This is a genomic window from Pseudomonas fluorescens, assembly GCF_005938625.1.
In the GTDB taxonomy this organism is placed as follows: Bacteria; Pseudomonadota; Gammaproteobacteria; order Pseudomonadales; family Pseudomonadaceae; genus Aquipseudomonas; species Aquipseudomonas fluorescens_BD.
Window position 1 is genome coordinate 13,990 of sequence record NZ_VCNJ01000029.1, and the last position, 21,588, is coordinate 35,577.

Consider the following 21,588-nt stretch of genomic DNA (forward strand, 5'->3'; position numbering starts at 1 on the left):
GCGCAGGAATTGCTGATTGAAGGTTTTCATGAGCGCAGTACCACGCCGCTGTCGTCTTCCCACCACACGTAGACTTTGTCGTCCCAGGTCGGACGTGCGCCACGGCGTTCGGCGTTGGCCATGAACGACTGGACGATTTTGCCGCCGGGCAGTTCGACGTAGAACACCGAGTGACCGCCGAGGTAGGCGATGTCATGCACCTTGCCTTCGGACCAGTTGTAGCGGAACTCGGGTTGAGTGGTGCTGACGAGCATTTTTTCCGGACGGATCGCGTAGGTGACCGACTTGTCCTGCACCGAGGTGCTGACGCCGTGACCGACGTAAATCTTTTGCTGCAAGTCCGGGCTGTGGATGATCGCGTGACCTTCAAGGTCTTCTACCACGGTGCCGTCGAAGGCGTTCACGTTGCCGATGAATTCGCAGACCATGCGGCTGACCGGCGCTTCATAGATGTCGACCGGGCTGCCGATCTGCGCGATCCAGCCCAGGTGCATGATCGCGATGCGCTCGGCCATGGTCATGGCCTCTTCCTGGTCGTGGGTCACCATTACGCAGGTCACGCCGACGCGTTCGATGATCTGCACCAGCTCCAGTTGCATCTGCGAACGCAGCTTCTTATCCAGCGCACCCATCGGCTCGTCGAGCAGCAACAGCTTCGGACGCTTGGCCAGCGAACGGGCGAGGGCGACGCGCTGACGCTGGCCGCCAGACAACTGGTGCGGACGGCGTTTGGCGTATTGGGTCATGTGTACAAGGCGCAGCATTTCATCGACGCGGGCATCGATTTCGCTGGCGGGCAAACGGTCCTGCTTCAAGCCGAAGGCGATGTTCTGCGCGACGGTCATGTGTGGGAACAGCGCGTAGGACTGGAACATCATGTTGATCGGCCGCTCGTACGGCGGCATGTCAGTGATGTCCACGCCGTCGAGCAGAATCCGCCCTTCGGTCGGACGCTCGAAACCGGCGAGCATGCGCAGCAGAGTCGATTTGCCCGAACCGGAGCCACCGAGCAGGGCGAAGATTTCGCCCTGATGGATCTCCAGGGACACATCGTCCACTGCCACGGTTTCGTCGAACTTCTTGGTGACACGATCGACTTTCACCAGCACCTTTTTCGGTTGCTGATGACCTTCAAGTGCCTTCCTGTAAGTGCTGGAGGCGTTTGCCATGTGAAACTCCCAACAGGTTTCGTTCGCCTGGCCAATGTGGCCGGGCTTAAGTGGATTGCAAGCCAGGAACAACCATCCCCCTCACACATGTCCCTGTAGGAGCTGCCGAAGGCTGCGATCTTTTGATCTTGTTTTTTACAATCAACATCAAAAGATCGCAGCCTTCGGCAGCTCCTACAGGGGCCACATTTTCAGTGGGTTGTCCTGGCTTGGTCGGCGCCGCCGTCCTGGCTGCCTGGGTCGTACTTGTTGTTATTACGGGTGTTGCTGTTCACGAATGACGGATGCACAAAGGCACACCCGACATTCATGGGGGCAGTAAGTCGTTACGTATTCTTGGCTGATGTCAGCGTTGGTTGCGCCGCGCCGCCCGTTGCCGGCAAGCCTCGCCGAATGCCTGGAAAATCTTCAGGTAGTTCGGGTTGTCGAGCACTTGCCATTCCGGGTGCCATTGCACGCCGAGGGCGAAGGTCGGGCTGTGCTCGACCGAGACCGCCTCGATCAAGCCGTCCGGAGCCACCGCTTCGGCACGCAGGCCGGGGGCGAGGCGGTCGATGCCCTGGCTGTGAATCGAGTTGACCTGGAACTCGCCCGGCAGCTCCAGCGCTTCGAACACGCCGCCGCTCAATACCGTCACGGCGTGGGCCGGTGCGTATTGCACGGCCACGTCAGGGCTGTCGGCTTCGCGGTGATCGAGCATGCCCGGCAGCTCATGCACCTTCTGGTGCAGGCTGCCGCCGAACGCCACGTTCATTTCCTGGAAACCCCGGCAAATGCCGAGCACCGGAACGCCCGCCGCGATGGCTGCACGCAATAAAGGAAGGGTGGTGGCATCCCGCGCCGGATCGTGATCCGTGCCGGGTTCGCTGGCCGGGCCTTGATAGTGGAAAGGCTCCACGTTCGAGGGCGAGCCGGTCAGCAGCAGACCGTCGAGTTGACCGAGCAGGTCTTCGATTTCAGTCAGGTTGCCAAGAGAAGGAATGACCACTGGCAGCCCGTTAGCGCCAACGCTGACAGCACGTACGTACTTGTCGCCGCTGATGTGATAGGGGTGCAGGCCAATCTGTTTGACGCACGCAGTAACGCCGATCAATGGCTTGAATGCCATTTTTATTCACCTCGAAGTTTGACACTTGAACGAGCTTTTCCGGAGCTTAGCCTCGTTGATTTTAATTAACAACTGCCATGTAAAAAATTCTAAACGCCGTTCATCATATCTTCATGATTCTCGGGGCTTTGGCGCCTGTATTGGTACGCAAGTGTTAAAAAAAGCCCGAAAAATAAACCCTGAGCGGCCATCTGTTCGCTATTGACTTCACTTTGCCGTTCGGGTTGACTGGCTCGGCGAAACAGCAGTGAACATAATAATTAACAGCTAAATAGGTGCATCATGTCGGTCCCTCTGCGTACCGTTCAACTCAACGAAGCAAACGCATTCCTTAAGAAATATCCTGAGGTTTTGTACGTCGACCTTCTGATTGCGGATATGAACGGTGTGGTGCGCGGCAAGCGCATCGAACGCACCAGTCTTCATAAGGTTTACGAGAAAGGCATCAACCTGCCGGCCTCGCTTTTCGCGCTCGACATCAACGGCTCCACGGTGGAAAGCACCGGCCTGGGTCTGGACATCGGCGACGCTGACCGCATTTGCTACCCGATCCCCGGCACCCTGAGCATCGAACCGTGGCAGAAGCGTCCCACCGCACAACTTCTAATGACCATGCACGAAATCGAAGGCCAGCCGTTCTTCGCTGACCCGCGTGAAGTGCTGGCCAACGTCGTACGCAAATTCGATGACCTCGGTCTGACCATCTGCGCGGCATTCGAACTCGAGTTCTATCTGATCGACCAGGACAACGTGAACGGTCGTCCGCAGTCGCCACGTTCGCCGGTGTCCGGCAAGCGCCCGGTGTCGACTCAGGTTTACCTGATCGACGATCTCGACGAATACGTCGATTGCCTGCAAGACATCCTCGAAGGCGCGAAAGAGCAGGGCATCCCGGCTGACGCCATCGTCAAGGAAAGCGCCCCGGCGCAATTCGAAGTCAACCTGCATCACGTCTCCGACCCGATCAAGGCGTGCGATTACGCCGTCCTGCTCAAGCGTCTGGTGAAGAACATCGCCTACGACCACGAGATGGACACCACCTTCATGGCCAAGCCGTATCCGGGCCAGGCGGGCAACGGTCTGCACGTACACATTTCGATCCTGGACAAAGAAGGCAACAACATCTTCGCCAGCGAGGATCCCGAGCAGAACGCCGCACTGCGTCACGCGATCGGCGGTGTGCTGGAGACCCTGCCTGCGCAAATGGCGTTTCTGTGCCCGAACGTCAACTCGTACCGCCGCTTCGGCGCGCAGTTCTACGTACCGAACTCGCCGAGCTGGGGCATCGACAACCGCACCGTTGCGGTCCGTGTGCCAACCGGTTCGGCCGACGCCGTGCGTATCGAGCATCGCGTCGCCGGTGCCGATGCCAACCCGTACTTGCTGATGGCGTCGGTACTGGCCGGCATTCACCACGGTCTGACCAATCAGATCGAGCCGGGCGCACCGGTGGAAGGCAACAGCTACGAGCAGAACGAACAGAGCTTGCCGAACAACCTGCGCGACGCACTGCGCGAGCTGGACGACAGCGAAGTCATGGCCCGCTACATCGACCCGATGTACATCGACGTGTTTGTCGCGTGCAAGGAAAGCGAGCTGGCCGAGTTCGAAAACTCGATCTCTGACCTTGAGTACAATTGGTATCTGCATACGGTGTGATTGGCTGAGGCCCTCAAAAGCTGAAGAGCCCCTCACCCTAACCCTCTCCCAAAGGGAGAGGGGACTGACCGGGTTGTCTTGAGATATCCGGCGACCTGATCGATCCAGCCGTTTATGGATTCGGCAAAGATTTTTCAGGTCGGCGGAGATTCTGAGCATCCCCCAATCGGTCCCCTCTACCCCTGGGAGAGGGCTAGGGTGAGCAGCCATCTCAAGCCAGACATCGCAGCCAGACGACAACCCCCAATCCCCCCTTGTCGAGCCACAACAATGACAACGACCCGCAACGACTGGGAACAACGCTTCCAGTCCCTGACCATCGAAGCCCGCGCGTTCATCAACGGTGAATACCGCCCGGCCATCAGTGGCGACACGTTTGAATGCCTGAGCCCCGTCGACGGCCGTTTCCTCGCCTCCGTGGCCAGCACCGATGAAGCCGACGCCAACCTCGCCGTCGAAGTCGCGCGCCAGTCTTTCGAGTCCGGCATCTGGGCGAAAAAAGCCCCGGCCGAGCGCAAGCGCATCCTGATCCGCTTCGCCGATCTGATCCTTCAGCACCAGGAAGAACTGGCGCTACTGGAAACCCTCGACATGGGTAAACCGATCAGCGATTCGATGAGCATCGACATCCCGGCGACCGCCAACGCGATCCGCTGGAGCGCCGAAGCCATCGACAAGATCTACGACGAAGTCGCCACCACCCCGCACGATCAACTTGGCCTCGTCACCCGCGAGCCATCCGGCGTGGTCGCGGCCATCGTGCCGTGGAACTTCCCGCTGATCATGGCCAGCTGGAAGTTCGCTCCAGCGCTGGCAGCGGGCAACTCGTTCATTCTCAAGCCATCGGAAAAATCGCCGCTGACCGCGATCCACATCGCCCAGCTCGCGCTGGATGCCGGCATTCCGAAAGGCGTGTTCAACGTCTTGCCGGGCTTCGGCCACACCGTCGGCAAGGCGTTGGCGTTGCACATGGACGTCGACGTGCTGGCCTTCACCGGCTCCACGGCGATTGCCAAGCAACTGATGATTTATGCAGGCCAAAGCAACATGAAACGCGTCTGGCTCGAAGCAGGGGGCAAGAGCCCGAACGTGGTGTTTGCCGACGCACCGGATTTGCGCGCGGCAGCACAAGCAGCGGCCGGCGCCATTGCCTTCAACCAGGGCGAAGTCTGTACTGCGGGTTCACGTTTGCTGGTCGAACGTTCTATCCGCGAGCAGTTCATTCCGCTACTGGTGGAAGCGCTGCAAGCGTGGAAACCGGGTCATTCACTGGATCCGGCAACCACCGTCGGTGCCGTGGTCGATCAGCGTCAACTCGACAACGTGCTGCGCTACATCAGCATCGGTCGCGAGCAGGGCGCCGAGCTGATTGCTGGCGGTCAACGCACCCTTGAAGAAACCGGCGGCCTCTATGTGCAACCGGCGATTTTCGACGGCGTGACCAATGCGATGACCATCGCCCAGGAAGAAATTTTTGGCCCAGTGCTGTCGCTGATCACCTTCGACACCGCCGAAGAAGCGCTGCAGATCGCCAACGACAGCATCTTCGGCCTCGCCGCCGGCGTGTGGACCAGCAACCTCAGCAAGGCGCACACCTTCGCCCGTGGCCTGCGCGCCGGCAGCGTCTGGGTCAACCAGTACGACGGCGGCGACATGACCGCACCGTTCGGTGGCTTCAAACAGTCGGGCAACGGCCGCGATAAATCGCTGCACGCGTTCGACAAGTACACCGAGCTGAAAGCGACCTGGATCAAGCTCTGATTTTCTACAGCGGTGGTCGCTCTTGATGAGCGACCTTCGGAGAACAATAAAATGAAGCAACAACACGTAAACAGCTACTACGCCGCCACCCGCAACGAAGTCATCGACTTCCCGGTTCTGGAAGAGTCGGTCGAGTGCGATGTCTGCATCATCGGCGCCGGTTACACCGGCCTGTCCTCGGCGCTGTTCCTGACCGAAGCTGGCTACAAAGTGACGGTGCTGGAAGCGGCGAAAGTCGGCTACGGCGCCAGCGGTCGCAACGGCGGTCAACTGGTCAACTCCTACAGCCGCGACGTCGACGTGATCGAAGAGCGCTACGGCGACAAGACTGCAGAAATCCTTGGCAGCATGATCTTCGAAGGCGCCGACATCATCCGCTCGCGCATCAAGGAATACGACATCAAGTGCGACTACCGTCCGGGCGGTATCTTCGCGGCGATGAACAAAAAACAACTCAACGGTCTGGCCGAGCAAAAACGCGGCTGGGAACGTTATGGCAACCGCAATCTGAAGATGCTCGACGCGGCTGAGATTCGTCGCGAAGTCGGCTCCGATGCTTACGTTGGTGGTCTGTTGGACATGCAGGGCGGCCACGTTCATCCGTTGAACCTGGCGCTCGGTGAAGCAGCGGCAATCACGCGTCTGGGCGGCAAGATCTACGAGCAATCGGCGGCCGTGGAAATCAAATATGGCGAGCCTAACGTCGTGCGTACAGCCAAAGGCCAGGTCCGCGCCAAGTACCTGCTGATCGCCGGCAACGCCTACCTGCCGCAAGGTCTGGACAACCGCGTCACCGCGAAAAGCATGCCGTGCGGTTCGCAGATCGTCGTCACCGAACCGTTGACCGAGAAACAGGCGCGCAGCCTGATCACCAACAACTACTGCGTCGAAGACTGCAACTACCTGCTGGATTACTACCGCCTGACTGCCGACAACCGTCTGCTGTACGGCGGCGGCGTGGTCTACGGCGCGCGTGAGCCGGACGACATCGAACAACTGATCCGCCCGAAGATCCTCAAGACCTTCCCGCAGCTCAAAGACGTGAAAATCGATTACCGCTGGACCGGCAACTTCCTGCTGACCATGTCACGCATGCCGCAATTCGGCCGCATCGAGAAAAACGCCTACTACATGCAAGGCTACAGCGGCCACGGCGTCACCTGCTCGCACCTGGCCGGCAAACTGATCTCGGAAATGATCCGCGGCGACGCTGAGCGTTTCGATGCGTTCGCCTCGTTGCCGCACATGCCGATGATCGGCGGTCGCACCTTCTCCGCGCCACTGACCGCCCTCGGCGCCGTCTACTACTCGCTGCGCGACCGCTTCGGCCTCTAAGTTACCTCCCCGGCGGCGGCCCAAGACCCCGCCGGTTTTTTTCATCACACACCACCAATCCCAATGACACACCAAAGATCAAATTGTAGGAGTGAGCCTGCTCGCGATGAGGCCAGCCCAGCCACCATCCCTCCCACAGAAACACCACAAACCCTGTGGGAGCGAGCTTGCTCGCGAAGGCGGCCATCCAGTCAAAAATAATGCTGAATGTGCCACCCAATCGCGAGCAGGCTCACTCCTACAGGTCCGTATTACCAAGGCCAGAAGGACTTTTGCCCCACCGTCCATCGAACCTGCTGAGCAACACCGGCAAACGTGATTTAATAGCCGCCTTTCACGGTTCCGGGACACGGGAGCAACGTGATCCGCGCCCCTCGCGCGGCACCCGCCACCCACCCCCATTACCCGTGGGTCTGCGCGAGAACCGCCGAGCGGCGATCAGGCAAGGCAAAAACAGGCGAGGAAGCGGAGTGTAGGGCCCTACATGAGTATTCCGAGCCTGTTTTTAACGCAGCATGATCGTCGCGCAGGCAGTTTTCGCGCAGAGCCTAAGTACTTCTCACATAAGGCAGTCATGGATACGGGTTCTCGACTCAAACTAGTACGCGAAAGCTACAAACTCTCCCAGCGCGAGCTGGCCCGGCGTAGCGGCGTGACCAATGCCACCATCTCCCTGATCGAACAGAATCGCGTCAGTCCCTCCGTCAGCTCACTGAAAAAGCTGCTCGAAGGCATACCGATGTCCCTGGCCGACTTCTTCACCTTCGACCAACCCCCGCGCGAACACCAATACGTCTTCCGCGCCAACGAACAACCCGACCTCGGCCGCCACGGCCTGCGCCTGCTGCTGATCGGCGCCTCGGTGCCAAGTCGCCAGATGCGCCTGCTGCGTGAGCAATACGCACCGGGCGCGAGTTCTGGGGAAGAGCCGATTGTGCATGCTGAGGGCGAGGAGTGTGGGTTGGTGACCCGTGGCACGGTTGAGTTGACTGTGGATGGGTCGGTGAGTGTGTTGAACGCGGGGGATGGGTATTACTTTCCGACTACGCTGCCGCATAAGTTTCGGAATATCGGGGCGGATGAGGCTGAGATCATTAGTGCGAATACGCCGGCGAATTTTTAAAGGCGATACCGATTAGTTTTGGTGTTAATTGATATGGCCCGGCAGCGGCCTATGTGCCGGGTTCTCAATGCGGATTAAACTGGCTCGATGAACCATCTTCTGTCCAGTTCTCTAATGGTAAGCCCTGGCGTTTTTTTAAGCTCCTTGTGAAAGGCTTCTATTAATTCTCTGTAGTGGGATTCGATGTCTTTTACTTGTCCGCTTGCCATTTTCACGGTGCTGATGTTTGCACCATTGAGAACTCGCCGGTCTAATATTGGCGCTAAATCAATGAGGTGTGCTGATAGCAAGGCAGATGCGTAGGAGGGACCTAGCCCTCTGATTTTGCTTGAGCTTTCTTGTGTTAATTTTATAAAAGCTGTACATGCTGTGGAGAAATCATTCAGTTCTGTCGGGTGCAGCGTTGATAGTGTTTTTTTATTGAAAGTGTCTTTGATTTCTTTTAGTGCCAGACTGTAGTGGTTAAGTTTGTCTTGAAGGGTTGATGCTGGCTCTGTAATTGACGCGTTACCACCTTTAAAGTTACTAACGTATAAGAGATCAATTATGGATAGTTCATGCGGTTGCTTTTTTTCATCTATGTATTTTGTGAAGTGAGCCAGCGCTTCGTTTAACATGTTCCACGTGGTTTCGGGTTTTCTTGCCATTTATTTTTTACCTCTGCATTAGTAGCTGGCTTGTGAAGGAGTTGTTTTTTTGTACTGGATTGATAGGGGATAGACTATTCGCTTTGCTCCGTGAAAGGCAGTGAGGGTGTTTCAAGGTTTTGAATTCTATCTTACTGCTCGTCATCGAGAAAAAATGGGATATCGAAAGACCGTAGTGGAGCTTTTTGTAGACGTCCTTGAAGGTTGAAATGTAACCAGCAACCAGGCATTACTAAAAGATCTTGCTACAGTGAAACTGTGTAGCAGGACTAGAGATTTCTGGTGCTGCTATTTTAGAATCTTTTGATTAGTATTGTTAAAAATTATCTTGGTTTTTGTTTGGTCCTGCTGGATTTTAAGTCGGGCTCTCATGGTGCAATGTGGATAAAATAATTTAATTTATCTCTGTTACGGTCAATGTAGCAGGGTGGAGTTTGGTGATTGCGAGTTGGAAGGTTCTATTGTGCTTGCGGAATTTCCACACTGGCAGAGATTTATCCGCGCTTTTCATGGTTACGATGCTGCTTTCGGAATCTGGTAGTTTTAGTTTAAGTCTTACAGTGTAGTTCGATTCAAATTCGCTGAAGTAGTCGATGCTGATGCGGATGCCTAATTGTTCATCTTGCCAAGGGAATTCGCGAGTCAGTTCTTGAGTTATAGGTTTGAACGGTGAAGGTATTTCATTAATGGTTTTGTTGATTTCTACATATTTTTTCTGTAGGTCATTATATTTTTCGAACGTTACATATTTTTCATCTATTTGAGAGCGAGGTACATAATTTCTTTCAATCTCGTCTTTTTTTAAGTAATCTGAAGAGATAGTTGACCTGGTTATATAGTTTGTTTCGACATCTTTTCGGAGGAGGTATTTTTCGTTGATGTCGGTTTTATATTCTACTGAGTCTGCTTGCACAAGTTTAAAGTCGAAGTATTTGAATACGGCGCCTGCGGCGCTTGTTAATACGACGAGGGCGATTATAAGTGGAGGCAGCTTGATTGTGATTGGTTCGATCCCAGTATTCATTCTTTAGTCCTTCTGGTGGTTGCTTGTATTTTGTTCGCTTCATAACGGTGTTCTTTGTTAACTACAGCGAAACAGAGTCAGATCTATTTTTTAACTTAGTTATAGAGTGGTATTAGAATGCCATTATTTTTACGCAATTGGAAGAGATGCACTTCACGTGTCGCGGGATGCATAGTGAATTGTTACATTCGGTTTAGGGGGATTCATAAGTAAATCGTGAGACAGTTCCTTCGAGCATGGGTATTTCCTTCTGGTGATTCAATCCTCACAGTTGAGGGGCGTCGAGACACAGAATCTGTTCTATTTGTGACCATTCGTCCGCCACAATGCACCTTCGCCTCACACCTTCTTCCAATGCTGTAACTCCCCACACAAAGGAAGAGCCACCATGCTGAACCATAAAATCGCGGTGTTTACCCTCGCGGCGTTGCTTTCCGGCAGTTCGCTGTACGCGATCGCGGCCGGCGAGACGTCCACTCCAACGGCAAACGACGGCACCAGCCAGACTCGTGAGCCGGCGTCCCCAGCCACCAATGCCGATCCGGATGCCGATTCGCTGCCCAAAGGTGGGGATGGCGGCAAGACGGATAACGGACCGGTGCCTTCTGCCACCAAACCCAGTGGTGCTGGGCAATCAACCGGTAGCAGCAGTGGCGGAAGCGGCGGCGGTTGATGGATATCGCGTACTAAAAAGCCCGGTCCTTTTGAGCCGGGCTTTTCTTTGCCTGTCGCTAGCATGGATATCAGTCGTTTACTTCGTTTTCCAATGCCCGCCACCGTTCTCACAATCAATCCGCGCCTGGGCCAAATGCTCCACGTCGTAGTAATACGTGGTTACTTGGGCGTTGTCGGGGATGTTCAATGCCTTGGCATTCTTGTCTTTGCTGGTGGAGTGCGGATTGGCCAGGGATTCCTGGGTTATGGTAGCGATGCACGAGGCCTGGTAATGGTCGGCACAGTGTTCGACCTTGGTTTTAGTGCTGCTGAGCATGTCCTTGCTTTCGTTGCTGCACGACCAGTCAATTGAGTTGATCGGCATGCCTTCGTATTCATAACAACTATGGGTTTCCACCGCTGGCACCGAGGCGCTGGAGGATTGGGTCTGGACGTCGCAGCCTTCGGCCATGACGCAGGTGGGGATGATGGCGAAGGTGGCGAGCAGAAGCAGGAAGCGAATGTTCATCGGGATTTCCTCTTCAGGGGCGCCGGGTCTGATCGATGATTTTGGCGCTCTAAAGTTTCGATGCGGCGTAGAGGAGGGAGGTTCCATCGGGTTTTTGATTTGCTCCCGTGGCGTACACTGCGAAACAATCGGAAACATTCAGCGCCCAAGGAATGGAACATCGCCCATGATCGAAATCGGCAGCCGCAATAACGCGCCCCCCGCACAGCATCCGTTCCACGACATCTATCTGTTTCACATTGACCCTGCAAAGCCAGACACGCCTTTCTGTTTCGAGCAGTCGATGGCCGGCGGGCATATGGAGCATGGCGGTGCTCGGTGGTTGGCGCTGGATGAGCTGGACGCCTGGCCCGGTGAGTGGCGTGAGCATTTGAATAAGGCTGATTGCGCGTGGGTTGCCGAGTTGATCGATGCCCATCCTAAAGCCGATCAGGCTGGTTTGGTGTCGCTGATCCTTCAGCGGCATTGCGGGTCAGCGAAGCCAGTCGGGCGTCTCAAGGCCATCGGCAACTGGCTCAAACGCAACATCCATGTCGGCGGCCGCTACGGCGTTTAACCCTCGGAGAACCCCATGACCCAGACACTCGAACGTGCAATCGCCATCGCCGCCACGGCCCACGCCGGACAGGTCGACAAGGGCGGCGCGCCGTACATTCTGCATCCGCTGAAAGTCATGTTGCGCATGACCACATTGGAAGAACGCATCGTCGCTGTGCTGCACGATGTGGTTGAGGATTGCGGTGTCAGCCTCGATGATCTACGCAAAGAAGGCTTCAGCGGAGACGTTTTGAGCGCTATTGAATCCGTGACCAAAGTGCCGGGCGAATCCTATGAAGACTTCGTCGACCGCGCCGCACAGAACCCGATCGGGCGGGTGGTGAAACTGGCGGATCTGGAAGAGAACAGCGACCTGTCGCGGATTGCCTCGCCAAGTTGGGAAGATCTCGAACGAATCGAAAAATACCGCCGCGCGATTGGCCGGTTGCGCGGGTAAAAACAAATAAATCCCCTGTAGTGTGTCAGGTAAATTGCCAGGAAGGCGACTATGAAATCCATTTTCTGTTTGTTGATTGCCGCCGGTTTCGGCGCACTGTTGCAGTTCGAAGGCGTGCCCCATGGCCTGCTGTTGGGTTCGATTGTTGTTACCGCGTTGTTTGCCAGTAAAACCGGTCTCGCCCCGGCAACTCCCTATGGACTGGGCTACATCCAGGTCACGCTGGGCATCGCCACCGGGCTGATGTTCGAAGCGTGGGACAGTGAGACGGCCTCGACGATGTTGCCGAGCCTCGGCGTGTTGCTGATTTGCCTTACGGTGCAAATCGCATTGGCCGGATGGTGGCTGACGCGCGGCGCAGGCTGGAATCGCACCGATGCACTGTTGGCGGTTTATCCCGGCGCACTGGCGGCGGTGTTCGATTTACTCGAGTCGGAAAAAGCGTCAAGCAAGGTCATCATCGTGCACTTGATGCGCTTGCTGCTCATCACGGTGTTGGTGAGTTTCTTGATTCCCGGCCAAGCGGCCATTGCGGTGGCCGATGGTGATCCATTGACCACAGGCATGGCTTTGACCGCCCTTTCGGTAATCGCATTGAGCGTACTGCTCGGGCGCTTGCTGCTAGTGATTGGTGTACCGGCGCCGTTCATGCTCACCGCGATCATCATCACGGCCGTGTTCGTGAAGTCGGGATGGCTGCACGGTTTTCACATGCCGGATTGGAGTTTGAATCTGGCGGCGCTGATTCTCGGCGTGCGGATCGGATCAAGGTTTCAGGGGCTTGGCTTCGCGGAACTGGGACGTCACGGCCGCACAGCGTTGGTCTCGGTTGGTTTGATGATTGTGGTCGCGGCGGTGTTTGCGGAAGTGGCGGCGCGGTGGTTGGGCAGTGATCCGCTGTCGCTGTGGCTGGCGTACATGCCGGGGGCGATCGAGACGATTGCGATTGTCGCGTTTGGTGGTGGGCTGAATGTGGTGTTTATTCTGACGCATCATTTGAGCCGGATGGTGTTGCTGCATTTTGCCCCGGCGTTGTTGGTGCAGGTGCGGCGGGCGCGCGAAGAGGCCTGACTGGAGCTGATGTCAATGTGTTGCGGTGTGTCAGTTTGATCCATCCCCCTCACCCCAGCCCTCTACCCCAGGGGGGCGAGGGGGAAGGGAGCCGATCTCGGTGTCTTTCAAAAGCTGAGTTCAACTCGAGATATCAGGTCGATGTAATTCGAACATCCAACGCGGTCGGCTCCCTCTCCCTCCGGGAGAGGGCTGGGGTGAGGGCAATGTGGCGCTAGCGGATGTGTGCGTCGAAGCCTTCGCTATCCGGCGCGATATCGCTCTTCAACGTCAAGGCGGGAATCTCATAGTCCCCCCCATTCTGCTGCCGAAACCCAATCGGCCTTGCACTCCACAACTCATCCAGCCGCCGCCCCAACTCATCACAAGTCTCGGCATACCGTCCCTCATCCATCCGACTAGTCCGATACACCACAAACGGTGGCACCACTTCAAAACCGGGGTAGTACAAAATCCCGTGTTGAATCGGAAACAGCAAATCATCAATCGGCCCGTTAATCCCGCGCGGCGCGTAATGCGACTCCCAACCGCCAGTGGTAACCATCAACATCGCCCGTTTGCCTTTCATCTTCCCTTCGCCATAACGCTCGCCCCAACGACTGTCGGAGTGTTCGCCGACGCCGTAGGCAAAACCGTAGGCGTACACCCGATCGACCCAACCTTTGAGAATGGCGGGCATGGTGAACCACCACAGCGGAAACTGCAGAATCAGCGCGTCCGCCCACAACAGTTTGTCCTGCTCGCGAGCGATGTCGGCGGCTTGGGTGCCTTCGGCGTAAGCGATTTTCGAGTCGAGGGAGGCGTGAAACGGTTTCGTCGCATCGCGCTCTGGGGCATCGTCAGCGTCGAGGGTGGCTTTCCAGTTCATCGCGTAGAGATCGGAGACCTGCACGGTGTGGCCGGCGGCTTGCAGGCGCTGCACGCTGAAGTCGCGCAGCGAGCCGTTGAAGGAAGTCGGTTCCGGGTGTGCGTAGACGAGTAATACGTTCATGTTGAAGCTCCGTTAGCTGAGTGACTGCAGGATCGGTGCTCAACCGGTATATTGGAAATGAATGTCTGATATGTCTGGTATAGCCATGAATAATTTGAGACGGCTGGATATCAATCTGCTGCTGACACTCGATGTGTTGCTCTCCGAGCACAACGTCACTCGCGCGGCGCAGCGCCTGAACCTGTCGCAGCCTTCGGTGAGCGTGCATCTGGCCAAACTGCGCGACATCTTTGGCGATCCGCTGTTGTTGCCTGGGCCGCGCGGCATGCGCCCGACGGCGCGCGCCGATGAATTGCGGGAGCCATTGCGCGAGGCGTTGGAGGCATTGGAGAGGGCAGTGGCGCCGGCCAGTGCGTTCGACCCGGCGCTGGCGACGCACACCTGGAAAATCGCCGCGACCGATTACGGCGAGTCGACGGTGGTGTTGCCGGCGCTGGGCGGCTTGCGCGAACAGGCGCCGGGCACGCGACTGGCGGTGATCGATCTGACGCCGGCGCATCTGGTCAAACAGGCCGAGCAGGGCGTCTTCGATCTGGCGCTGCACATCAGCGAAGACGCGCCGCCGGAGTTGCATCGACGGCCGCTGTTTACCGAGCGTTATGTGTTGGCCGGCCGTATCGGCCATCCGGGGCTGAAGTCTGCGCCCACGCGCAAACAGTTCTGCGCGCTGGAGCACGTGATGGTGTCGCGCGAGGGTGGGGGCTTTTTCGGGGTGACCGACCGGGCGTTGGCCGATGTCGGGCTGATGAGGAAAGTGGTGCTGTCGGTGCCGCACTTTCTGATGGCGATGTCGGTGCTGGCCAGCACCAATCTGGTGGCGATGCTGCCGTCACGTCTGGTGCGTGGTAACCCGGCTCTGCAAGTGGTCGACGCGCCGCTGGAAGTGCCCGGTTACGAAATGGCGATGTTCTGGGGCGAACGTTCGCATCGCGATCCGGCGCACAAATGGCTGCGCGAGCATTTGCTGGCGTCGGTTTGAGGCGCAGTCAGGCGTGGCCGAGGGCAATCGCAAACGACACGACGATCATGCAAGCAAACGCAAAATTGAGATTCATGAGGTGTTCATCCTGAGCCTTTTAGAAGTGCGGCCATTCTGAACAGGTTGAAAGCAAAGAAAAAATTCGCCTTGTTGATTCCAATGATCGAAACAATTGATACCCCACCGGTTTGTGTTTGCTGAAGGCTTTCGCTACTCTCGCAAAACCTGCAATTACAAGCACAAACAGGCACAACCATGCGCGATCATTCTGCGGCAGAACTGCCGTCCCTGCGTCGACAGAAAATCCTTTTGCTCCTCGAACGTGACGGCAAGGTCATGGCGTCCGAGTTGAGCCAGCACTTCGCAGTCTCCGAGGACACCATCCGCCGCGACCTCGCCGAACTGGACAATGCCGGGCTGGTGCAGCGCGTGCACGGCGGGGCGCTGCCTCGTCCAAAAGACTCCGGCAAGGACTACTTCACGCGGCTGGACGAGACGGATGAGGTGAAGATTCGCCTGGCGCAACGGGCGGCGCAGGAGATTGAAGATGGGCAGATTGTGCTGTTCGATTCCGGCTCGACAACGCTGCAGGTGGCGCGCTCGTTGCGTGCAGATATCTGCATCACGGCGGTGACCGCGTCACCAATGACGGCGATTGCGCTCTCGGAATTCAAGGGTGTGAAAGTGATTCTCGCTGGCGGCCAGTTGAACCCGCGCACGATGGCGGCGGGTGGGCATGAGGCGCTGCGGCTGCTGGCTGGGATCAGGGCGGATCTGGCGATTACCGGCGTTTGCGCGATTCATCCGGAGGTGGGAATTACCTCGCTGCATTTCGACGAGGTGCCGGTGAAGCAGGCGATGCTGGAGGGCGCGGCGCGGGTGATTGCGGTGACCACGGCGGACAAGTTGGGGGCGGTGGAGCCGTTTGTGGTGGCGCCGTGTACGCGCCTGCATACGCTGATTACCGAGCGGCATGTGGCGTCGGGGAGTGTCGAGGATTATCGGCGGTTGGGGATTGTAGTCGAGCAGTTGGCGGATTGAGGTTTTGCGGTGGTTTTGATGGCCCCTTCGCGAGCAAGCTCGCTCCCACAATGGATCTTCAGTGAATGATGACCCTGTAGGAGCTGCCGAAGGCTGCGATCTTTTGATTTTGATTTTTAAAAACAAGATCAAAAGATCGCAGCCTTCGGCAGCTCCTACAACTGGAGGGTTTGTCAGCGCAGGCGCTCAAGCATCTGGTAGTACCACATCCCGGCAGCCAGTAACGGATTGCCGAGCAAATCCCCCATCGGCACGCGTATGTGCTGGCACTGGGCAAACGTATCGAACTGCTCCATCTGCCCGGTGATTGCGCGGCTCATGATTTCGCCCATGATGTGCGTCGTCGCGATGCCGTGCCCCGAATAGCCCTGGCAGTACCAGACGTTGTCCGAGAGTTTGCCCAGTTGCGGGATGCGGTTGATGACGATGCCCATTGCGCAGCTCCACTGGTAGTCGATCTGCACGCCTTTGAGCGCCGGGAAGGTCTGCTCGATGCACGGGCGCAGCTCGGCAGCGATGTCCCGTGAATCCTTGCCGCTGTAGTTGGCGCCACCGCCGAACAACAGACGGCCATCAGCTGTGAGGCGGTAGTAGTCGAGGACGAAACGGCAGTCGTAGACCGCAAGGTCTTCGGGGTTGATCTGTTTCGCCAGATCGCCCAGTGGTGCGGTGGTGACGATGCCGCCCATGGCCGGAAAAATCTTGCCCTTGAGCTGTCCCGGTTCGAGCTTGTGATAGACGTCGCCAGCGAGCATTACTTGATTAGCGTCGATCTGTCCGTGAGCCGTGCGCACGCCGGGTGTAGCGCCGTGAATGATCTCCAGCACTTCGCTGTTTTCGAAGATCAGCGCACCGAGACCTTCCGCCGCCCGCGCTTCACCAATGCACAGGTTGAGCGGGTGCAAATGCATGTTGCGCGTATTCTTGATTGCGCCGTGGTAGAGGTCGCTTTGCAGCAGATCACGCACCTGGCTACGGTCGAGCAGGCTGACTTCATCACCTAATCCGCGCCGTACGGCTTCTTCATAATCCTTACGCAAATCAGTCATGTGGCTGGGCTTGTACGCGGCGTGCAAGTGGCCATGTTTTAGGTCGCACTGTATGCCGTATTTCTCGACCCGTCGCTGGATGATTTCATGCCCGCGCCAGCGCAGGTGCCAGATGAAATCATCGACATCATCGCCGAGTTTCGGACGCATCTGTTTGCGCATCGCGCCATCACCGGAAAGGCTGCCGGTGACTTGACCTCCGTTGCGCCCGGTGGCGCCCCAGCCGATCTTGTGGCTTTCGACGATGGCGACTTTCAGGCCTTTTTCAGCGAGTTCGACAGCGGTGGCGACGCCGGTGAAGCCGCCGCCGATGATCACCACGTCGACCTTGTGCCGGCCTTGCAGGGGCGGGTAGTCGGTGTCCTGGTTGAGGGTGGCGGTGTAGTAGGAATTGCAGCGTTCGGTCATGTCAGTGTCCACACAAAATTCGGGAGTTGTACGCGGTCCCCTGTAGGAGTGAGCCTGCTCGCGATAGCGGTGTGTCATTCACAGATGATTTGACTGACATGGCCTCATCGCGAGCAGGCTCACTCCCACAGGTTTGGTGTCGGATCGTTAAGCTTCGGTGAGATACCAACGCCAATCCTGCTCACCCACCTCGGCCATGAACTGCCGATATTCAGCACGCTTCACCGCCAGATACACCCCGAGAAATTCCTGCCCCAAGGCATCCCGTGCCCACACCGAATTCTCCAGCGCCTGCAGCGACGTCAGCCAATCCGTCGGCAGCAACTCTTTCGCCTGCGCATAACCATTGCCTTCAACCGGCGCACCAGGATCAAGCTCTTCACGAATGCCGCGATGAATGCCGGCAAGGATCGCCGCTGCGGCGAGATACGGGTTGGCATCGGCGCCGCAGATGCGGTGTTCGATATGCCGCGTGTTGGCCGGGCCACCGGGAACACGCAGGCTGACGGTGCGGTTGTCGACGCCCCAGGTCGGCGCCAACGGTGCATAGCTGTTGGCCTGGAAGCGCCGATACGAGTTGGCGTTCGGGCAGAACAGCAGCAGCGAATCGAGCAGGGACGCGAGCATGCCGCCAATCGCCGTGCGCAGCAGCGGGGTGCCGGCCGGGTCTTCAGAGGCGAACAGATTATGTCCCGCGCCATCGGCCAGACTCACGTGCATGTGCATGCCGGTACCGGCCAGATCATCGAACGGCTTGGCCATGAAGGTCGCCTGCATGCCGTGCTGATGGGCGATGGCTTTGACCAGACGTTTGTAACGCACGGCTTGGTCCATCGCCTGCAGTGCATCGCCATGTTCAAGGGTGATTTCCACCTGACCCGGCGCGTACTCGGAGATCGCCGTGCGCGCCGGAATGCCGTGGAGTTTGCAGGCACTGTAGAGGTCGGCGAGGAATGGTTCGATCTGCTCCAGTTCGCGCAAACCGTAGACCTGCGTATGTCGCGGTCGGCCTCCGTCGGCATCCAGCGCTGGTTGCGGTCGACCGTTGTGATCGCGTTTGGCGTCGAGCAGGTAGAACTCCAGCTCACACGCCATCACCGGGTGATAACCCTCGGCCTTGAGGCCGTCGATGACCTTGATCAGCAAGTGCCGTGGGTCGGCGATGCTCGCCGGCATGCCCTCGGTCGGGTGCATGCTGACCTGCACCGCGGCGGTCGGAATCTTGCGCCACGGCAGGCGTACCAGACTGCCTTCCAGCGGGTAGGCGCGGCAGTCGATATCGCCGACGTCCCAGACCAGACCGGAGTTTTCGACGTCTTCACCCTGCACGGTCAGGCCGAGAATGGTACTCGGCAGCGGCCGGCCGCTTTCGTACACGGCGAGCAGTTCCTCGCGGTGCAACAGTTTGCCGCGCGGCACGCCGTTGGCGTCGAGAATGAACAACTCGATCATGTCGATATCGGGGTTTTGTTCAAGGAACAGTCGTGCGTCTTCAAGGGCTGCGAATTTCATAATCAATCACTCACGATGGCGCCGCACAGGCGCGCAGATTCGGGCCGGACGCGACGCAGCAATAGGCGTGGCTGTCCTGGCAGGGATATCAAGAAGTAGGGGGCTGTCGCGGTTCTTTAACGGACGCGATCAGACAGACCGGGCGATATCCGGCGGGCGTGCGGAGTGACGCAGCTTGGAGCGGCGCAGGGCCATGGGGAGATTGACGATACGATTCATACGCAGCCCCTGTGAGAGAGGGCGCGCAGGGTAGAGACGTTCAACGATTCTGCTTGTTGTAGTGACGTACTCATAACGCGTGTTTCCGTTGGCGGAAAACGTCGGTGGCGGGGGATGCCCGCCGACCGGTGTGCCCGGATAGTAAGGGGGAATTCGCGGGCGTGTAAACGGGAGATTCACAGGCCAGGGTTCAGCGCATCAGGTGAAAGCCCAGCCCGGCGAGGGCGCAAACGATCAACACACTGATCACGCCGCGTTTGAAAACGAACAAGGCCAATGCTGCCGCAACGGCCAACGCCACGGAAAAAACATCTGTCGCCCCGTTAAAGCCATTCGGCCAGAACACGTGATAGGCGAAGAAACACGCCAGATTCACAATCACCCCGACCACAGCGGCGGTGATTGCTGTCAGCGGTGCGGTGAACTTCAGTTCGTTATGCGTCGATTCCACCAACGGCCCACCGGCGAGGATGAACAGAAACGAGGGCAGGAAGGTGAACCAGGTCACCAGCGTTGCTGCCAGCGCCCCGGCGGCAAAGGCATGCTCGGGGCCGAACGCCGGTTGCACGTAGGCACCGACGAAACCGACAAACGCCACCACCATGATCAGCGGTCCCGGCGTGGTTTCGCCGAGTGCGAGGCCGTCGATCATCTGTGTCGGCGTCAACCAGCCGTAATGCCCGACGGCGCCCTGATAGACGTAAGGCAGCACCGCGTAGGCGCCACCGAAGGTAAGCAGCGCAGCTTTGGTGAAGAACCAGGCCATTTGCGTGAATGTGCCGTCCCAGCCGAACAGCACCGTCAGTAACGCCATCGGCAAACACCAGAGCACTGCGCCGATCAACCCCAGACGCAGCAGCTTCGGCAGGCTGAAGCGGGCATGCTCGGGGGCTGGCGTATCGTCGTCGATCAACGCCGCGCCGAAGGATTGCTCGCTGTTGCGCGCACCCGCGTTGTTGAACCGCTGAGGGGCGAATCGTCCACCCAGATAGCCGATCAGCGCGGCCCCAAGGACGATCAAGGGGAAGGCCACGTTGAAGGCGAAAATCGCCACGAACGACGCCCCGGCAATCGCCCACAGCCACGCATTCTTCAACGCGCGCGAACCAATGCGATGCGCGGCGTGCAGGACAATCGCGGTGATCGCCGGTTTGATTCCGTAAAACACCCCGGCCACTGCCGGCACGTCACCGAAAGCGACGTACAGCCAGGACAACGCGATCAGAATGAACAGCGACGGCAACACAAACAGCGCACCGGCAATGACCCCGCCCCAGGTGCGATGCAGCAGCCAGCCAATGTACGTCGCCAATTGCTGCGCCTCGGGGCCGGGCAGCAACATGCAGTAGTTGAGTGCGTGCAGAAAACGCTTTTCGGAGATCCAGCGCCGTCGCTCGACCAGCTCCTGATGCATGATCGCGATCTGCCCGGCCGGCCCGCCGAAACCGATGCAGCCGAGTTTCAGCCAGAAACGCCAGGCGTGGCGCAGGGTGACGGGATCGGGGCGGGGCAGATTGTTCGGCGCTGTGCTCAAGCGTGACTCCGGATTTGAATCCTGGCGGAGCGGCTATCTAATCAGACTTTCAACCCTCACCCCAGCCCTCTCCCAGAGGGAGAGGGGGCCGACCGAGGTGTCTGGCGTTATCCATCGACCTGAAATACCGAGTCGATTATGGATTTGATGGTCACCCGAAGGGGCCGACCGAGGTGTCTGGCGTTATCAATCAACCGCAAAGATCCCATCGATTATGGATTCACCACAACTCCTTCACGTCGGCGTACTTCTGCAATATCCCCCAATCAGTCCCCTCTCCCTCGGGGAGAGGGCTAGGGTGAGGGGCTTTTGCTTTTCAGGCATGCGCCAGACTCCAGCGCAACGCCGCATTCTGGTCGCTTTCGCGGGCCTCGACCCAATGCGAACCTTGCGGGGTGGTCTCACGCTTCCAGAACGGTGCACGGGTCTTGAGCACGTCCATGATGAACGCGCAGGCCTCGAACGCCATATGCCGATGCTTGCTGCTGACCCCGACAAACACGATCGGCTCACACACCGACAGCGCACCGACCCGATGCACAATCTCCACCCCCAACAGCGGCCAACGCTCGCGGGCTTCTTCGGCGATTTGTTCGAGGGCCTTTTCGGTCATGCCCGGATAGTGCTCAAGAAACAACTCGTTCACCGTCTGGTCAATGTTCAGATCACGCACGTAACCAATGAAGTTCACCACCGCGCCCACCCGTGGATTGCGCGCGTGCAGATCGGCCGTCAACTGGCCGACATCGAAGCTTTTGTGCTGGACTCGAATAGCCATCGA

The 21,588-nt window shown here is 58.0% G+C and carries 20 protein-coding genes; 10 read left to right on the top strand and 10 right to left on the bottom strand.

Annotation, left to right across the window (positions count from 1 at the left end):
- Positions 1-26: 26 nt before the first annotated feature.
- Positions 27-1,169, bottom strand: a complete 1,143-nt coding sequence (locus FGA82_RS18225; protein WP_007919249.1) for an ABC transporter ATP-binding protein — start codon at positions 1,167-1,169, stop codon at positions 27-29.
- Between the two features lie 346 nt (positions 1,170-1,515).
- Positions 1,516-2,277 (bottom strand): gamma-glutamyl-gamma-aminobutyrate hydrolase family protein, encoded by a 762-nt coding sequence (locus tag FGA82_RS18235; protein WP_141128127.1) that lies wholly within the window; start codon positions 2,275-2,277, stop codon positions 1,516-1,518.
- A gap of 282 nt (positions 2,278-2,559) precedes the next feature.
- Here FGA82_RS18235 and FGA82_RS18240 point away from each other — a divergent pair, with 282 nt between their 5' ends.
- The 4 genes from FGA82_RS18240 to FGA82_RS18255 all read left to right on the top strand — a co-directional run bounded on the left by FGA82_RS18240 (position 2,560) and on the right by FGA82_RS18255 (position 8,155).
- Positions 2,560-3,936 carry a glutamine synthetase family protein gene (locus FGA82_RS18240; RefSeq protein ID WP_007918694.1) on the top strand — a complete coding sequence of 459 codons (1,377 nt, stop codon included), beginning with the start codon at positions 2,560-2,562 and terminating at the stop codon, positions 3,934-3,936.
- 270 nt (positions 3,937-4,206) lie between these two features.
- Entirely contained in the window at positions 4,207-5,697 is a 1,491-nt protein-coding gene (locus tag FGA82_RS18245; RefSeq protein ID WP_141128128.1) for an aldehyde dehydrogenase, read from the top strand.
- A gap of 51 nt (positions 5,698-5,748) precedes the next feature.
- Entirely contained in the window at positions 5,749-7,032 is a 1,284-nt protein-coding gene (locus tag FGA82_RS18250; RefSeq protein ID WP_141128129.1) for an NAD(P)/FAD-dependent oxidoreductase, read from the top strand.
- Between the two features lie 574 nt (positions 7,033-7,606).
- Positions 7,607-8,155, top strand: coding sequence for a cupin domain-containing protein (locus FGA82_RS18255; protein ID WP_007950154.1), 549 nt, complete (start codon positions 7,607-7,609; stop codon positions 8,153-8,155).
- A gap of 74 nt (positions 8,156-8,229) precedes the next feature.
- On the opposite strand, the gene FGA82_RS18260 is transcribed toward FGA82_RS18255, so the two are convergent.
- Complete coding sequence (locus tag FGA82_RS18260; protein ID WP_141128130.1) at positions 8,230-8,802, bottom strand: hypothetical protein; 573 nt, start codon at positions 8,800-8,802, stop codon at positions 8,230-8,232.
- Positions 8,803-9,196: 394 nt separating this feature from the next.
- On the bottom strand, positions 9,197-9,826 hold the full coding sequence (locus FGA82_RS18265; protein ID WP_141128131.1) for a hypothetical protein: 630 nt from the start codon (positions 9,824-9,826) through the stop codon (positions 9,197-9,199).
- 388 nt (positions 9,827-10,214) lie between these two features.
- Between FGA82_RS18265 and FGA82_RS18270 the strand changes: the two genes are divergently transcribed.
- Entirely contained in the window at positions 10,215-10,499 is a 285-nt protein-coding gene (locus tag FGA82_RS18270; protein WP_141128132.1) for a hypothetical protein, read from the top strand.
- Between the two features lie 78 nt (positions 10,500-10,577).
- Here FGA82_RS18270 and FGA82_RS18275 read toward each other — a convergent pair whose 3' ends face one another.
- On the bottom strand, positions 10,578-11,009 hold the full coding sequence (locus tag FGA82_RS18275) for a hypothetical protein (RefSeq protein WP_141128133.1): 432 nt from the start codon (positions 11,007-11,009) through the stop codon (positions 10,578-10,580).
- 166 nt (positions 11,010-11,175) lie between these two features.
- Between FGA82_RS18275 and FGA82_RS18280 the strand changes: the two genes are divergently transcribed.
- From FGA82_RS18280 to FGA82_RS18290, 3 genes are read left to right on the top strand one after another with little or no spacing between them, the layout of a single operon-like run.
- Entirely contained in the window at positions 11,176-11,565 is a 390-nt protein-coding gene (locus FGA82_RS18280) for a hypothetical protein (protein ID WP_141128134.1), read from the top strand.
- A gap of 15 nt (positions 11,566-11,580) precedes the next feature.
- Positions 11,581-12,003, top strand: a complete 423-nt coding sequence (locus tag FGA82_RS18285; protein WP_141128135.1) for an HD domain-containing protein — start codon at positions 11,581-11,583, stop codon at positions 12,001-12,003.
- A gap of 51 nt (positions 12,004-12,054) precedes the next feature.
- Entirely contained in the window at positions 12,055-13,074 is a 1,020-nt protein-coding gene (locus tag FGA82_RS18290) for an AbrB family transcriptional regulator (protein WP_141128136.1), read from the top strand.
- Positions 13,075-13,288: 214 nt separating this feature from the next.
- Here FGA82_RS18290 and FGA82_RS18295 read toward each other — a convergent pair whose 3' ends face one another.
- Positions 13,289-14,065: an NAD(P)H-dependent oxidoreductase gene (locus FGA82_RS18295; RefSeq protein ID WP_141128137.1), complete on the bottom strand. Its 777-nt coding sequence runs from the start codon at positions 14,063-14,065 to the stop codon at positions 13,289-13,291.
- Between the two features lie 85 nt (positions 14,066-14,150).
- On the opposite strand from FGA82_RS18295, the gene FGA82_RS18300 reads away from it, so the two are divergent.
- Both FGA82_RS18300 and FGA82_RS18305 read left to right on the top strand, forming a co-directional pair.
- Positions 14,151-15,044: a LysR family transcriptional regulator gene (locus FGA82_RS18300; RefSeq protein WP_249384263.1), complete on the top strand. Its 894-nt coding sequence runs from the start codon at positions 14,151-14,153 to the stop codon at positions 15,042-15,044.
- Between the two features lie 255 nt (positions 15,045-15,299).
- The gene (locus FGA82_RS18305) at positions 15,300-16,085 is read left to right on the top strand and encodes a DeoR/GlpR family DNA-binding transcription regulator (protein ID WP_141128139.1); all 786 of its coding nucleotides are present in this window, start codon (positions 15,300-15,302) and stop codon (positions 16,083-16,085) included.
- A gap of 173 nt (positions 16,086-16,258) precedes the next feature.
- Here FGA82_RS18305 and FGA82_RS18315 read toward each other — a convergent pair whose 3' ends face one another.
- The 4 genes from FGA82_RS18315 to moaE form a co-directional block, all read right to left on the bottom strand.
- Positions 16,259-17,542 (bottom strand): NAD(P)/FAD-dependent oxidoreductase, encoded by a 1,284-nt coding sequence (locus tag FGA82_RS18315; protein ID WP_141128140.1) that lies wholly within the window; start codon positions 17,540-17,542, stop codon positions 16,259-16,261.
- Between the two features lie 147 nt (positions 17,543-17,689).
- On the bottom strand, positions 17,690-19,054 hold the full coding sequence (locus FGA82_RS18320) for a glutamine synthetase family protein (protein ID WP_141128141.1): 1,365 nt from the start codon (positions 19,052-19,054) through the stop codon (positions 17,690-17,692).
- Between the two features lie 409 nt (positions 19,055-19,463).
- Complete coding sequence (chrA, locus tag FGA82_RS18325; protein WP_141128142.1) at positions 19,464-20,807, bottom strand: chromate efflux transporter; 1,344 nt, start codon at positions 20,805-20,807, stop codon at positions 19,464-19,466.
- 316 nt (positions 20,808-21,123) lie between these two features.
- A complete protein-coding gene (moaE, locus tag FGA82_RS18330) occupies positions 21,124-21,585 on the bottom strand; it encodes a molybdopterin synthase catalytic subunit MoaE (RefSeq protein WP_141128143.1) in 462 nt (153 codons plus the stop codon).
- Positions 21,586-21,588 lie beyond the last annotated feature (3 nt).